Here is a 14,272-nt window from a genome sequence, read left to right on the forward strand (position 1 = left end):
TATAGAAAAATGAAGGAGAAAGGATCTTGTGCTAATCTGAAGAAAAGCCTATCAAAGGGAATTAAGCGTGAATGGAGCAGAATTAGTTATTAAATGTCTCGAGGCCCATGGGGTTGAGTATATTTTTGGTCTTCCTGGTGCAAAAATTGATGCCATTTTTAATGGTCTGCTGGATTCGAAAATTAAGCTTATTTTATGTAGACACGAGCAAAATGCTGCTTTCATGGCTGCTGCTTATGGACGCCTGACGCAGAAGCCAGGAGTGGTCTTAGTGACCTCTGGGCCAGGTGTGGCCAATTTAGCAACGGCGTTACTCACTGCAACGACGGAAGGCGATCCGGTAATCGCTCTTGGTGGTAATGTTTCTCGCGCCATGCATTTTAAAAAATCACATCAAGCGGCAAATAACACCAAGTTAATGGAAGCCGTCACTAAATACAGTGTGGAGGCGATGAGCGCCACCAATATTCCTGAAATTATAGCGATGGCATTCAGACAAGCGTTAAATCCACGTGCAGGGGCCTGCTTTATAAGCTTTCCACAGGATGTTTTGGCCGAAGAAGTAGATAGTCCAGTCATCAAGCCTCATGCATGTATCGAGGTCTCAATGGCTTGTGGGAATACCATCGATGAGGCGGTTAAACTTCTTACTAAAGCAAAACTACCTGTGTTATTTTTAGGGGAGGAAGCAAGTCATCCTAAAAATGCAGAGGCAATTCGAGCATTGCTTGGTCAGACTAAAATGGCAACCATAAGCACTTATCAAGGAGCGGGTGTTGTTTCGCGTGAGTTATTCCCTTGTTTTGCCGGTCGTGTGGGGCTTTTTTGTAATCAGCCAGCCGATAAGCTGCTTGATAAAGCTGATGTTGTGTTAACGGTGGGATTTAATCCAGTCGAATATGATCCTGAGGTGTGGAATCCCAAAAGTAATAAAATAATCATTCATCTAGATGCTACCTTTTCAGAAATACGTTATACCTATCAACCGCAGCTGGAGATTTTAGGATCAATTTCTGAAAATATTTTATTGCTTAAAGAGGCTCTGACCAAAAATAAAGTGTGTGGCGATTTGTCTCATGCAAAAATTTACCATGACGCCTTAAATAAAAAAATTGCGGAGGGAAAAAATAAAACAGAGTTTCCTATACACCCGCTTCGCTTTATCTATGAACTTCGTCAATATGTTGATGATGAGACGCTGATTACCTGTGATATTGGTACAGTGTACATGTGGATGGCTCGTTACTTTCTCATTTATAAACCGCATCACCTTATGTTCAGTAATGGGCAACAAACTTTAGGTGTGGGGATGCCTTGGGCAATGGCGGCAAAACTGGTTTATCCGCGTAAAAGAGTAATTTCAATATCAGGTGACGGTGGTTTTCTATTCTCGGCACAAGAACTTGAAACAGCGGTACGGGAAAAATTGCACTTGATTCATTTTGTTTGGACAGATGGTTGTTACAATATGGTGATGGAACAGGAAATGATGAAATATAAACGCCGAAGTGGTGTTGATTTTGGCAAAATCGATCTGGTGCATTTTGCCAAAGCGTTTGGGGCTGAGGGCTATGCCTTGCAAAGCCCCGATGAAATTGTTCCAGTGTTAAAGGAAGCTGAACAGAAAACTGTGCCTGTCTTAATCGATGTTCCCATTGATTATCGAGATAATCCGGAGCTTTTTTCCACCATCGATTTGGATAAAGTAATTTAAGGAGAACTATGTTAACTGCGATTGCCTGGCTGGTTTTGCGAGTCGTTTTTGCTGGATTTTTTATCTATGCTTTTTACAATTTTGTACGAAATTGGCCTGCAGCAAAACAAACTGCAATATTAATTTATCCTAAATACCCCAACTTTCAAGCGGTAAGTATGTTGACCCTAATGCTTATAATCAGCATCTCTATTTTATTGGGTATTTTTGGACGTATTGGTGGGGCGCTGGCTTTACTGTTTTCTTTACTTGGAGCCTATGCTCACCACACCTGTGCTCATAAAATAGAGTCGATTCAATTACCTGCGACAGCTCCAGACGAAGATCAACAATTACTGGAGGAAGCAAAAGCGATTGGCATAATAGGTCATATAACATCTGCTCAGAAAAATTATGTCATTGCCGCCGTTTCTTTTTTCTTCATGCTTCTTGGTACAGGGCCATTAAGTGTTACCTATTTATAATAAGGAAAAATAACCATGAATCGTTACGAAAAAGGGCTTAAGCAAATGCAAGATCATTTGGGAAAAGAGCTCACAGAGGAATACCTGAAAAAAATTGAAGAGGTAGCGCCTTTTTTTGCAAAAGTTAACGTTGAATTTCCTTTTGGCGATTTATATTCCCATGAAAGTACACTGGATCAAAAAGTTCGAGAACTTGCGACTATTGCAGCACTTACGGTGCAGGGATTTGCAATTCCTCAATTAAAGGTACATGTGCGTTGTGGAATTCATTGTGGAGCAACAAAAGAAGAGATTGTGGAAATTATTACTCAAATGATTGCTTACTGTGGTTTCCCTGCAGCGACAAATGCTCTTTTAGCGGCTAAAGAAGTTTTTGAAGAAATGAATTTAAATTAGAAATTTTTGAGCATTCCTTCATAAAAAGGTGCTTTACTAACAGCGATACTGCCAGAAAAGGGGTAATCAAAACTTAATGCCAAGGTTAAATTAAAGCCAATGACGAGGGCTAAACAAAAATTGGCTACAATACGCATGGTACCACCTTCATGCGCCTTTAATAAACTTGATAAAAAAACAATAACAATGGCTCCTAAAATTAATGCAGTCCGCAGTTCGTCATTAAGAATACTGTGTATGGTAATAAGGCGATCGCGACGTCCTTGCAAAAAAGAATCCATGTGAGTCATAATCTGCCGATAAAATAAAACTTCTTTGGGGGTTTTAGGAGTATATTGTTGAAAAGTTATCAGCATAGTGCGCATGGCATTCCACGTTTGTTCACTTTCTTGGCCTTTGCGCATCATTGACCATTCATCTGTTCTTAATAAGTGTAAGTACTGTTTTAAACTATTCTCCAAGGGGCGCCTGTCTTTTTCGGGAATTGCATTTAAATCGCGCACCACAACGCTAATGTCATCGGCTTCTTTATAAACATTTTTTTGTACATAGAGATAATGATTCCAAAGAGTGATGATAACAAATCCTAAAAAAACACCATACCCACTACCCATAATATTTAAAATACTGTCTGTGCTACGTGAATATTCTTTGTTGACTGATTTTTTGGAGATAAAGTGGGAAGCAATATAAGTGGCTAATACTGAAACTGAAAGAAGCACAACCAGATTAATTAAAAAGAGTTGCCACACCGATAGTGTGTTGATTAATTCACGAAACATCGTTGTCTCCCGGACATCTTATTGTGACCGTGCAAATACTATTATGTCTAATTGTAGGATAGATCTTGACCTTCTTTTTCCCTATCTCCTTTAGATAATTCCTGATGTTTAGGTCCTTCTCTTTGCTTATAACCACATTATTTTGTGCAAGATACAATCATCAAGACCCATCCTGCTCGTTTAATCTGCCGTTATATTTCTATTACCTATATTAACGTTACCCATTAAAGATTTTTTAATCCCGATTGGCTTACAGAGGGACTGAAAGAAAAATTAATTTTGTTAGGACCGAGTTCAGAATGACCTAATTGATGGTCAGAATTACCGCCAAAACTATAAACTTCTCCTTTTTGGGTAAGGCATACAGTATGACACTCTCCTGCAGCAACTGCAGTAATGATTTCTCCTTCTAGATCACTAACTGGTTGAGGCACAAAGAGGGAATCTTGCCCTTGTAATTGGTGAGCTTGCAAACCTAGCTGCTTTTTTGTGTTAGAACCAAAGGAATACACAGTTCCCTTTTCATCAATGCACAACGAATGAAACGAACCGGCTGCGATTTTTTTTATCATTTTATTACTTAATGCCTCGATTCGAAGAGGGGTTTTGGTATGATGAATTTTACCAAGCCCTAATGCGCCGTTATAACTTGAACCCGTGCTAAATACCTCACCTGCTTCGCTAAGGAATAGAGTATGGGTATTTTTGCTGACAATAGAGGTAATTTTTATGTGCTGCAAATTAGTAATGAGTTTGGGAGAGGAGGTCTCTCCAATTTTTTTCAAGCCTAATTGACCAGACTGGTTCGTGCCGAACGCATACACCTTTCCCTCCGCCGAAAGACAAAAAGATAGGTAATCGCCAGCAAAAATATCAGTAATTTTTTCATTAAGGGCTGTAATTAATTGTGGTGTGCTTTGAGGGGCTCGATGCCCTAAGCCTAGCTGGCTAAAATTATTATACCCCCAACTATAAACTTCGCCATTGCTGGTTAGAGCAAGAATATGATTCCAGCCTAAAGCCAGTTTAATAATTTTCTCATCAACGAGCTTTTGCACAAGATTCAGATTGAAGATAGTTTGGGTATTCCTGAAAAAAAAATCTTTACCGCTTTGATAAACTTTGCCATCGTTTGCCAACAAAAAAGCTGTTGAATTACGACTAACAATCTCATTGATAGTTAATTTAATGCCCTCCCATAATTGGGAAGTTTTGCTTTTAAGAGAAAGATTTAGTTTTTGAGGACCATCGCCTTTCACACCTGTAAGTTGCTCGACCTCCTCGCCCCAAATAAACCAGCCTTCTCGTGGAGAAAAATAAAAATTCGTATTATTTCCGGCCACAATTTTAAATGGTGGCTTCAGTTTTTTACAGGTTTCTGTAAGCGTCTTGCAAGAAGGAGAGTGCATGAATGTAGTTATTGTTTCTGTTCTATTTCCTTTAGTAGTCAAGGGATGCTGAATAATAAAATACTCGGGGATAAGCACTGCAAAGAAATTTAACGCAGAATTATAATCGAGATATTGTAAGGCTAAATAGCAAATGATATCTACTGGAAGGGAGGTAATGGTGCCTGTAGATTGCATTGGATTTCCTTTTGGAGCTTATAGGTTGCCCAAAATAGTATCAACTAATTTTTAGTGTTTTCCATGGGTAAAACTACCTAATTAGCAGTGAGAATTTCAACCGATAGCAGCACATTAAAAAGCATGATATATACTTAGGTTAAGGCAACTTACTTAGGACAAGAGCTATGCATATGGAAAAATGCAGTGTTTGCGGTAACAGTTATGATAATTGTTTTGAAGTAATACAAAAGGGGAACAGCTATTTTTTTGATTCTTTTGAATGTGCAATTCAAAAACTTGCTCCAACCTGTAAACATTGTTCATGTCGCATTATTGGCCATGGTATTGAAGCTGGAAAGGATTACTATTGTTGTGCAAATTGTGCCAGGGCATGTGGTGTAGAGAACGCAAGAGATGACGTTTAATGATAGGTGATGGGCATAAATGCTATACTTATAAAAGATAATGGATAGTTTGAATTTTTAGACATAAAAGGAGGTTATTATGCAAGTCTCCTCTATAGAATCTTCTCTTAATACAACTTATAAATGGTTAAATGAATTTAAGGAATTTGGTAATTTTCGTGATGAATCCCAGAGTTATTCAGTATTGCGGGTGGTTTTGCATCATTTGAGAGATAAATTACCTTTAGACGTTTCTGCCCATTTGGCTGCACAATTTCCACTTGTGTTAAAGGGGTTATACTACGACGGTTGGGATCCCTCTCATGAGATTGATGAGGCTAGAACATTTGATGAATTCATTGAACCGATGATGAAAGAGTTGAATAACTTAAATGTTGACATTAAAGAATCAGTTAGAGATTGTATTAAATTTCTTAACAAAAAGCTTGAACGGGATTTAAGTGAAAAAGTAATGCAGTCTTTACCGCATAAGCTACGCAATGCTCTTTTGCATTAATCGCTGCGGACTTGTCATCGGCTCTTTAATACAGTAGCACCCTTCATAGTAATGTGCTTAGCTTGATTACTCTTAAAATAGTATAAAGGAAATATATTGGCAAAATTTGTAATTGTTAGGGGCAAAAAGAGAGTTAAAGAGCTCTCTATTCCTAGATACTGCGGCATATTTGCCGGATGTTAGCTTGGCTTATAAACTCATAGCTGATGCGGAACAAGCCGCAGTACGTAGGGAATTAAAGAGCCTTCAGTTTTCTAAAGAAGCGATATCAATAACAAAACGATAACGGACATCACTCTTTAAGACGCGTTCATAAGCCTCATTGACTTTTTGAATAGGAATCAATTCAATATCTGCTGTGATGTTATGTTTACCACAAAAATCCAGCATTTCTTGTGTTTCCTGAATACCACCGATTAAGGAACCTGCCAGACTACGGCGGCCAAAAATAAGTGGCACGGCATTAACGGGCACATTATCATCGGGTACACCCACGACAACCATCGTGCCATCACGCTTCAACAACGCCAAATATTGATTCCAATCAATGCCCGTAGAGACGGTGCAGATAATTAAATCAAAACTGTCCGCCAATTTTTGAAAGGTGGTTGTGTCGGAGGTCGCATAAAAATGATTAGCACCCAAGCGTTTACTATCTTCCTGTTTTCTATTGGAATGACTTAAGACAGTCACATCAGCACCCATGGCATGGGCAATTTTTACCCCCATATGACCCAAGCCCCCTAAACCTACAATGGCCACTTTTTTGCCTGGGCCTGCTTTCCAATGATTAAGAGGTGAATAAAGTGTAATGCCTGCACAGAGAAGTGGGGCAGTGGCATCCAGCGGCAAGTGATCTGGGAGACGCAAAACATAATCTTGATTAACAACAATCTGCGTTGAATATCCACCTTGGGTGAGACGGCTGCCGTCACGCTCCATACCATTGTAAGTAGGGGTTAAACCTTCAGCACAATACTGCTCGAGTCCTTCTTCACAACTATGGCAATGGCGACAAGAGTCCACAATACAACCTATGCCAACATGGTCGCCGGATTTAAAATTGTTAACATTTTTACCTACTTTGGTGACTACACCAGTGATTTCATGCCCCGGCACCATGGGGAAAAGAGCCCCTCCCCATTCATCACGAACCTGGTGAATATCCGAATGACAAATACCGCAATAATGAATATCAATTAAGACATCATTATCACCCACGTCTCGTCGCTCGAAGGAATAGGGCTTTAAAGGAGCTTTTGCAGCAGAGGCAGCATAACCTTTCACAGGAATCATGGTGATTATCCTTATCTTAAATTTTAGCGAAAATATACACTATAGCGTATATCGGAATTTTTTAAACGAATTTCAAACATTAGAATTGTAATCTGTGACAAGGTTTCTCTTTGCCATCAGCGTGACTTTAAAGAAAGCAGCAAAATAATTTTGCTAAATTGTGCAATAAAGGTACCAATTCAGTACGATTTTTGTTATAATCCGCCGCAGTTTGCAGGGGCCTTGCTTAAGGAGTAACGTTGTCTGATTCTGTCGCTGTGGATTTCGAAGTAGGTTTACTTCGCAGTAACATGATGGCATGGGTAGTATGTCTATCTGCAGGATTGTTTTTTTTCTATGAATTTTTTCAGCTGAACATCTTTGATGTAATCAATCAGCCGCTACGTGATGATTTTCACCTGAATGCTGCTCAGCTGAGCTGGATGTCAAGTACTTATCTTTGGGCTGATATTTTATTTCTATTGCCTGCTGGAATAATCCTGGATCGTTTTTCTACGCGCAAGGTTATTTTGGTTGCAATGTTAGTTTGCGTCATTGGCACTTTGGGCTTTGCTATTACCAATTCGTTTACCTTAGCCTGTTTCTTTCATTTTCTTTCAGGAATCGGCAATGCATTTTGTTTTCTGTCCTGTGTTGTTTTAGTGTCCCGGTGGTTCCCCCCTCATCGCCAGGCATTAGTAATAGGCTCTTTAGTTACAATGGCGTTTTTAGGGGGAATGATGGCACATACTCCCTTTGCTCATTTAAATGAATATTACGGTTGGCGTCGTTCTTTATTTATAGACGGGGTTGTTGGCGCCGTATTGTTGTTCTGGATTTACTATATTGTTCATGATACTCCCGGCCAGATTGAGTCACAAAAAAACGTAGAACGAACTCCTGTTATCCCAGGTTTTTTGCAAGCCCTCCGCAATAGGCAAAATTGGCTTGCCGGATTTTACACCTGTTTTCTTAACTTACCTATTATGGTGCTTTGTGCCTTATGGGGAGCTAGTTATTTGCAGGTTGTTCATCACTTGCCGGAAATGGCTGCGAGCAATGTGGTTAGTCTTATATTTATTGGCAGTATCATTGGATGCCCATTGGTGGGCTGGCTTTCCGATCAACAGGGACGTCGTAAACCGTTAATGGTTATTGGTGCGCTAGCAACGCTGCTAACGGTAATCCCTCTTTTCATGAATATTACTTTAACACAGACAGAGCTAAGCATTTTATTTTTTGCTTTAGGTTTTTTCACGAGTACCCAAGTAATTAGTTATCCTCTCATTGCAGAAAGTAATCCCTTAAAAAATACTGGCGCTGCGACGGGGATTGCCTCCGTATTAATAATGGGAGGTGCTGGGGTTGGGCAAGTGCTGTTTGGTTTATTGATGCAACATCATGCAGGTGCTTTCATTCAAAATTATGCGGTAGCTGATTTTCAATATGCAATGTGGATGTTCCCTCTTACCGCAGTCGCCGCCTTAGTGGCAGTATTATTAACCCGCGAAACTTACTGCAAGCGTTAAAATTTAGGAGTTTGTAATGCAGATAGTGGAAGAGTATAAAGATGAGGGAGTTTCTGCTTCATTGTTACCCTGGCTAGTGTGTTTTAGTGCGTCTTTATTCTTCTTTTATGAATTCATTCAGGGCAATATGTTTGCATCAATTGCCGATAATATCATGCATGATTTCCATGTCCAGGCTGACAAAATGGCCTATCTGTCAAGTATTTATTATCTATCCAATGTTCTTTTTCTTTTTGTTGCTGGTTTTGTTCTTGATCGCTTTTCTACTAAAAAAACCATCTTGTTTGCCATGCTACTTTGTGTCATGAGCACGTTTATTTTGGCCCATGCACACTCCTTTTATCTGGCTTTATTTTGTCGTTTTGTTACAGGGATCGGAAGTGCCTTTTGTTTTCTAGGTCCTATTCGTCTTGCTTCTCGCTGGTTTCCTCCCCAACGCATGGCAATGGTGACTGGAGTCATTGTGACTATGGCAATGACTGGTGGCATGTTAGCACAATACCCATTAACTAAATTAGTTGCACAAGTGGGCTGGCGTGATGCGTTAATGCAGGTAGGTTGGCTTGGAACGGCCATGTTGGTTTTTATGTCGTTTGGTATTATCGAGAAAGCAAAGATTGCTCATGAAAAAATCAGTCAAAAAATCTCCATCATGACTGCTGCTAAAAAAGCTTATTTGAATCCACAGACTCTAAGAGCAGCGTTGTATACCAGCTTGATGAATATGGCTATCGCCGTGTTTGGGGCAATGATGGGCTCTCTTTATCTTGTTCAACGCTTAGGAATAGCAAAAGAAGACGCAGCAATAGTCAATACAATGTTATTTCTTGGGGCTATAATAGGCGGTCCAGTAGTGGGGTGGTGCTCCGATAAAATAGGTCTTCGTGTATTACCAATGAAAGTGGGGGCCCTTGCTTCTTTAGTGACTATTTTGGCTGTTTTATATGTCCCTGTATCTTTGCCAGTCATGAATCTTCTATTTTTCTTATTGGGATTTTTTACGGCCTCGCAAGTGATCAGTTATGCCCTTGTTGCTGAAAGTAGCTCACCATTAATGACTGCAACTGCCGTGAGTGTTGTGTCTATTTTGACCCAAGGTGGTTATATCATTTACCAAAACCTGTTTAGCATTTTATTAATAGGACATGGTGAGATGCATATGGTTAACGATATCCCGGTGTATTCTCTTGGAGACTACCAATTTGCCGCTATAATCTTACCATTGGGATTAGTGTTAGCATTGTTGGTATTATTCGGTTTAAAAGAAACGCGTTGTAGACAAGTTGAGGAATAAAAATGCCAGGACGAGCTTGCATTTTACTAATGGATTCTTTGGGTATTGGCGCCAGTCTTGATGCACACCGCTATGGTGATGAAGCGGCGAATACGTTTGGCCATATTCATATTGCCTGCAGTGAAAATCGCGCCGATAAGAACGGTTTACGCCAAGGGGCTTTACATATTCCTAATTTAGCGAAACTTGGTTTATACCATGCAGCAGTGGTCAGCTCAGGTATTCCATTAGTTGATTTGTCCACACTTGCCAAACCAGAAGGCTATTACGGTTATGCAGTGGAACAAAGTTTTGGTAAAGATACTCCCAGTGGTCATTGGGAATTGGCCGGCGTACCTGTTTGTTTTGATTGGGGATATTTTCCTTATAAGGAACCCTGTTTTCCTGAGACACTCATTGATGAACTGATAAAAAAAGCCCAATTACCTGGGGTTCTCGGCGAGAAACATGCTTCCGGAACTACTATTATTGAAGAGTTGGGTGAAGAGCATCTCAAAACAGGCAAACCTATTGTCTATACCTCAGCGGACAGTGTATTTCAAATTGCAGCTCATGAAGAGCATTTTGGTTTACAACGTTTGTATGAGGTTTGCGAAATTGCCCGTGAGCTTGTTGATGAATATCAAATAGGGCGTGTTATTGCTCGACCTTTTGTTGGAGCACCGGGTTCATTTTCACGAACTGGAAATCGACGTGATTATGCCACCCCTCCCCCCGCACCAACTTTACTTGATGAACTCAAACGAGTGGGCAGGGAAGTCATTGCTATTGGCAAAACAGCCGATATTTTCGCACATCGTGGCATTACTCAAACCATCAAGGCTGATGGCAATATGGCATTGTTTGATGCGACATTAACGACCATGAAATCAGCGCCTGCAGGCAGTTTAATTTTTACTAACTTAGTTGATTTTGATTCCTCCTACGGTCATCGCCGAGATGTGGCAGGCTATGCTCATGCACTTGAGCAGTTTGATGCGCGTCTACCTGAACTGCTACAATTGTTGCAGGCAGAGGATGTTGTAGTCATTGCAGCGGATCATGGGTGCGATCCAACCCAACCGGGCTCCGATCATACTCGAGAGCATATTCCTGTATTAATGTTTGGTCCTCCGTGTCCGAGTCAGTTTATAGGCCGACGCGATACTTTTGCTGATATTGGCCAAACTCTTGCTGAACATTTGGCTATTCAACCCTTACTTCATGGTGTATCTTTTATTAATAACCAGCGACAGTGATCCAGCTATCACTGGTAGTCTTCCTTAGTACCATGGAAAATACATGAATTATCCAGCTTCTTTTCTTGCTTACTGTGGCTCAATGAATCTTAAATTGACATCATTACGCAAAAATATTTTGTTTATTCTATGGGACAGTAAAAAACCATTAAAAGCCTATGAAATCCTGGAAAAACTAATACTAACGAAGCAAAATGCGACCCCGCCATCAGTCTATCGGGTACTTGATTATTTTACCCAGTATGGCGTCGCTCATAAAATTGAATCCATTCAATCCTATACTTTATGTCACGAGCCTGAAAAGCAGTTAGCCTCTGAAATTTTGATGGTTTGTAACCACTGTTATCAAGTGCAGGAGGTTTACGATAGTAAAATTCATATTTTGGCAAAGCAATTAGCACAAGATCATCAATTTCATCTTGGACAAGAAACGATTGAATTAAAAGGCATTTGCGAAAACTGTTGCAGGATTGTGAAACAAGAAGCGCATAAAAAGCAATAATATTTTATTGGGGTCTATTGATTTCTTTTATCTTATCCCCATCTACAGCAAATTCTATCTTAATCGAGGAATATACATTTTGGAACAATATCGCGGTACAACGATTCTCTCTGTAAGACGAGGCAATAAAGTTGTTATTGGAGGGGATGGGCAAGTCACCATGGGTAATACGGTGATGAAAGGCAATGCTCGTAAAGTAAGAAGATTATATAAAGATAAAGTCATTGCTGGTTTTGCCGGTGGCACTGCGGATGCATTTACTTTGTTCGAACGCTTTGAACGTAAGCTTGAAATGCATCAAGGGCATTTGGTAAGAGCAGCTGTTGAACTTGCTAAAGATTGGCGAACTGATAAAATTTTACGCCGTTTGGAGGCCTTATTAGCTGTTGCTGATAGGAATGCTTCTTTAATTATTACAGGCAATGGTGATGTTATTGAACCTGAGGGAGGATTAATTGCTATTGGTTCCGGCGGTCCATTCGCACAATCTGCTGCACGGGCACTAATGGAAAATACAAAACTATCAGCCATTGAGATTGTTCGCAAAAGTTTGGCAATTGCAGGCGATATTTGCATTTATACTAACCACAATTTAACCATAGAAGAATTGGATAGCAACAGTGAATAATACAGCAATGATAACTCCTCCAGTAATAATGACTCCTCGTGAGATAGTACAAGAATTAGATAAACATATTATTGGTCAGGATGAAGCCAAGCGGGCAGTAGCCATTGCGCTTCGGAATCGTTGGCGACGCATGCAAATAAAAGATCCCGTGCTGCGCAATGAAATTATGCCCAAAAATATTTTGATGATAGGGCCGACAGGAGTAGGTAAAACCGAGATCGCCAGGAGACTGGCAAAGCTGGCAGGAGCGCCATTTCTTAAAGTAGAAGCCACTAAATTTACCGAGGTTGGCTATGTTGGGCGCGATGTTGAGGGAATCTTGCGTGATTTAATTGATATTTCTGTTAAGCAAGAACGTGAATTAGCGATGAAGAAAGTGGAGCATTTAGCAGAGGATGCGGCTGAAGAGCGAGTTCTTGATGTTTTATTGCCTCCGCCAAGAGTAGGACTAACTCCAAGTGAGAAAGATTCCTCCACCCGTCAAATTTTTCGCAAGCAGTTGCGGGAAGGTGCTCTTGACAATAATGAAATTGAAATTGAAGTATCTGCTTCACAAGTTGGTGTTGAGATTATGGCGCCACCTGGCATGGAAGAAATGACAAGTCAGTTACAATCGATGTTTCAACAAATTGGTTCAGGACGTACCAAGACACGTAAATTGACGATTGCCAAAGCTATGAAAATTTTGCGAGAGGAAGAGGCTGCGAAATTAATTAATGAAGAAGATATTAAAACACGCGCCATTGAAAATGTTGAGCAAAATGGCATTGTCTTTATTGATGAATTGGATAAAGTAGCCAAGCGTGCAGAACATGGTGGAGGCGGCGATGTGTCACGTGAAGGGGTACAACGGGATCTTTTACCGCTGGTCGAGGGAACTACAGTATCCACTAAATACGGAATGATTCGTTCTGATCATATTTTATTTATTGCTTCCGGGGCGTTCCATGTGGCGAAACCCTCAGATTTAATTGCCGAATTGCAAGGTCGATTACCTATTCGGGTTGAATTGTCAGCATTAAGTGTTGAAGATTTCGTTCGCATATTAACAGAACCAAGTGCTTCTTTGACTGAACAATATGCTGCTTTAATGGCAACTGAAGGATTAGAATTAACATTTGACAAAACAGGTATTCGCCGTATTGCTGAGGTAGCCTGGAAGGTGAACGAGCGTACGGAAAATATAGGGGCACGCCGTTTATACACTGTTATGGAGCGCTTACTGGAAGTCGTCTCGTTTGAAGCCACGGACAGAGCAGGTGAAAAAGTTCACGTTGATGCTGCTTATGTTAACAAACATTTAGGTAAGCTTGTCGATGATGATGATTTAACACGTTATATTTTATAAAAAAAAATAATCAAATTCAGTTGCCAAAGTAGCAAGTAGCTTGGGTCTTTTTTGACCCAACAAACCAAGCTTGAGCTTTAATGCGTGCAAATTGATTCATAGCCGTCAGACCAAGTATTCTTGCTGTTTAATTGAATACAACTTACAAAAAAATTTGTCATCTCCGCGCAGGCGGAGATTCATTTTCGTATTAACCTAAAATACAATGGGTTCTCTGCCTACAAAAAGACAGGGTGGATTCATTTTTATCTATTAGGTCGAAAACGACCTAGCTCTTTTATATTCTTTATTTAAGAACCTATCCCTCACATCCATTTGTCTCTTAAAGATTTATGAGCTTATATCAAGCTGATTTTGAACTATACTCAAAGAGTGGTTCTATTACAGGAGCGCTTCATGAAAAAATCTAAACAACCCTCCTTGAGAAATAAAAAAGGTAAAAGGTTATCCAATGAGCAACTTGACAAAGTTTCTGGTGGTTGCGAGGAAGGAGTTTATGATTCCAGGTGGGAGCGTTGCACAGTAGGTAGCTCTGTAAAATCAAAGCCTAGCTTAAAATAAGAGCACGAATATTGCACGATTGATAAAGTTAATTAGAAATTATTAGTCATAA

General features: G+C 40.1%; 15 protein-coding genes. 12 read left to right on the forward strand and 3 right to left on the reverse strand.

The features are described 5' to 3' along the window. Nucleotides 1-67 precede the first annotated feature (67 nt). The 3 genes from alsS to clem_RS02090 are packed head-to-tail and all read left to right on the forward strand — an operon-like array spanning nt 68 to nt 2,574. Nucleotides 68-1,714 (forward strand): acetolactate synthase AlsS, encoded by a 1,647-nt coding sequence (gene alsS / locus clem_RS02080; protein ID WP_094090100.1) that lies wholly within the window; start codon nt 68-70, stop codon nt 1,712-1,714. Nucleotides 1,715-1,722: 8 nt separating this feature from the next. Continuing rightward, nucleotides 1,723-2,178, forward strand: coding sequence for a DoxX family membrane protein (locus clem_RS02085; protein ID WP_094090101.1), 456 nt, complete (start codon nt 1,723-1,725; stop codon nt 2,176-2,178). 15 nt (nt 2,179-2,193) lie between these two features. Then, a complete protein-coding gene (locus clem_RS02090) occupies nt 2,194-2,574 on the forward strand; it encodes a carboxymuconolactone decarboxylase family protein (protein WP_198333181.1) in 381 nt (126 codons plus the stop codon). Here clem_RS02090 and clem_RS02095 read toward each other — a convergent pair. Then, complete coding sequence (locus clem_RS02095; protein ID WP_094090103.1) at nt 2,571-3,356, reverse strand: bestrophin-like domain; 786 nt, start codon at nt 3,354-3,356, stop codon at nt 2,571-2,573. The two genes, clem_RS02090 and clem_RS02095, sit on opposite strands and share 4 nt — an antisense overlap. A gap of 224 nt (nt 3,357-3,580) precedes the next feature. Further along, nucleotides 3,581-4,942, reverse strand: a complete 1,362-nt coding sequence (locus tag clem_RS02100) for an RCC1 domain-containing protein (protein ID WP_094090104.1) — start codon at nt 4,940-4,942, stop codon at nt 3,581-3,583. A 167-nt stretch (nt 4,943-5,109) separates the two neighbouring features. Here clem_RS02100 and clem_RS02105 point away from each other — a divergent pair, with 167 nt between their 5' ends. Together clem_RS02105 and clem_RS02110 are read left to right on the forward strand one after the other, a co-directional pair. Continuing rightward, on the forward strand, nt 5,110-5,349 hold the full coding sequence (locus clem_RS02105) for a hypothetical protein (protein ID WP_232505526.1): 240 nt from the start codon (nt 5,110-5,112) through the stop codon (nt 5,347-5,349). A gap of 79 nt (nt 5,350-5,428) precedes the next feature. Then, nucleotides 5,429-5,845 carry a DUF2267 domain-containing protein gene (locus clem_RS02110; RefSeq protein ID WP_094090106.1) on the forward strand — a complete coding sequence of 139 codons (417 nt, stop codon included), beginning with the start codon at nt 5,429-5,431 and terminating at the stop codon, nt 5,843-5,845. A 246-nt stretch (nt 5,846-6,091) separates the two neighbouring features. On the opposite strand, the gene clem_RS02115 is transcribed toward clem_RS02110, so the two are convergent. Beyond that, nucleotides 6,092-7,141, reverse strand: a complete 1,050-nt coding sequence (locus clem_RS02115; protein ID WP_094090107.1) for an NAD(P)-dependent alcohol dehydrogenase — start codon at nt 7,139-7,141, stop codon at nt 6,092-6,094. Nucleotides 7,142-7,380: 239 nt separating this feature from the next. Between clem_RS02115 and clem_RS02120 the strand changes: the two genes are divergently transcribed. The 7 genes from clem_RS02120 (at nt 7,381) to clem_RS14740 (ending at nt 14,220) form a co-directional block, all read left to right on the forward strand. Beyond that, entirely contained in the window at nt 7,381-8,649 is a 1,269-nt protein-coding gene (locus clem_RS02120) for an MFS transporter (protein ID WP_232505527.1), read from the forward strand. Nucleotides 8,650-8,665: 16 nt separating this feature from the next. Then, on the forward strand, nt 8,666-9,943 hold the full coding sequence (locus clem_RS02125) for an MFS transporter (protein WP_094090108.1): 1,278 nt from the start codon (nt 8,666-8,668) through the stop codon (nt 9,941-9,943). 2 nt (nt 9,944-9,945) lie between these two features. Beyond that, nucleotides 9,946-11,181, forward strand: a complete 1,236-nt coding sequence (locus clem_RS02130) for a phosphopentomutase (protein WP_094090109.1) — start codon at nt 9,946-9,948, stop codon at nt 11,179-11,181. 43 nt (nt 11,182-11,224) lie between these two features. Then, complete coding sequence (locus clem_RS02135; RefSeq protein ID WP_094090110.1) at nt 11,225-11,683, forward strand: Fur family transcriptional regulator; 459 nt, start codon at nt 11,225-11,227, stop codon at nt 11,681-11,683. Between the two features lie 79 nt (nt 11,684-11,762). After that, nucleotides 11,763-12,311 (forward strand): ATP-dependent protease subunit HslV, encoded by a 549-nt coding sequence (gene hslV, locus clem_RS02140; protein ID WP_094090111.1) that lies wholly within the window; start codon nt 11,763-11,765, stop codon nt 12,309-12,311. Nucleotides 12,312-12,318: 7 nt separating this feature from the next. After that, entirely contained in the window at nt 12,319-13,659 is a 1,341-nt protein-coding gene (gene hslU, locus clem_RS02145) for an ATP-dependent protease ATPase subunit HslU (RefSeq protein ID WP_232505637.1), read from the forward strand. 396 nt (nt 13,660-14,055) lie between these two features. Beyond that, nucleotides 14,056-14,220 (forward strand): hypothetical protein, encoded by a 165-nt coding sequence (locus clem_RS14740; RefSeq protein WP_157698154.1) that lies wholly within the window; start codon nt 14,056-14,058, stop codon nt 14,218-14,220. Nucleotides 14,221-14,272: the final 52 nt, after the last annotated feature.

Source organism: Legionella clemsonensis (assembly GCF_002240035.1).
In the GTDB taxonomy this organism is placed as follows: domain Bacteria; phylum Pseudomonadota; class Gammaproteobacteria; order Legionellales; family Legionellaceae; genus Tatlockia; species Tatlockia clemsonensis.

Coding starts and splice junctions, on each gene's coding strand:
- clem_RS02085 (WP_094090101.1), top strand. CDS start 1,723: ATGTTAACTGCGATTGCCTGGCTGGTTTTGCGAGTCGTTTTTGCTGGA.
- clem_RS02090 (WP_198333181.1), top strand. CDS start 2,194: ATGAATCGTTACGAAAAAGGGCTTAAGCAAATGCAAGATCATTTGGGA.
- clem_RS02095 (WP_094090103.1), bottom strand. CDS start 3,356: ATGTTTCGTGAATTAATCAACACACTATCGGTGTGGCAACTCTTTTTA.
- clem_RS02100 (WP_094090104.1), bottom strand. CDS start 4,942: ATGCAATCTACAGGCACCATTACCTCCCTTCCAGTAGATATCATTTGC.
- clem_RS02105 (WP_232505526.1), top strand. CDS start 5,110: ATGCATATGGAAAAATGCAGTGTTTGCGGTAACAGTTATGATAATTGT.
- clem_RS02110 (WP_094090106.1), top strand. CDS start 5,429: ATGCAAGTCTCCTCTATAGAATCTTCTCTTAATACAACTTATAAATGG.
- clem_RS02115 (WP_094090107.1), bottom strand. CDS start 7,141: ATGATTCCTGTGAAAGGTTATGCTGCCTCTGCTGCAAAAGCTCCTTTA.
- clem_RS02125 (WP_094090108.1), top strand. CDS start 8,666: ATGCAGATAGTGGAAGAGTATAAAGATGAGGGAGTTTCTGCTTCATTG.
- clem_RS02130 (WP_094090109.1), top strand. CDS start 9,946: ATGCCAGGACGAGCTTGCATTTTACTAATGGATTCTTTGGGTATTGGC.
- clem_RS02135 (WP_094090110.1), top strand. CDS start 11,225: ATGAATTATCCAGCTTCTTTTCTTGCTTACTGTGGCTCAATGAATCTT.
- hslU (WP_232505637.1), top strand. CDS start 12,319: ATGATAACTCCTCCAGTAATAATGACTCCTCGTGAGATAGTACAAGAA.
- clem_RS14740 (WP_157698154.1), top strand. CDS start 14,056: ATGAAAAAATCTAAACAACCCTCCTTGAGAAATAAAAAAGGTAAAAGG.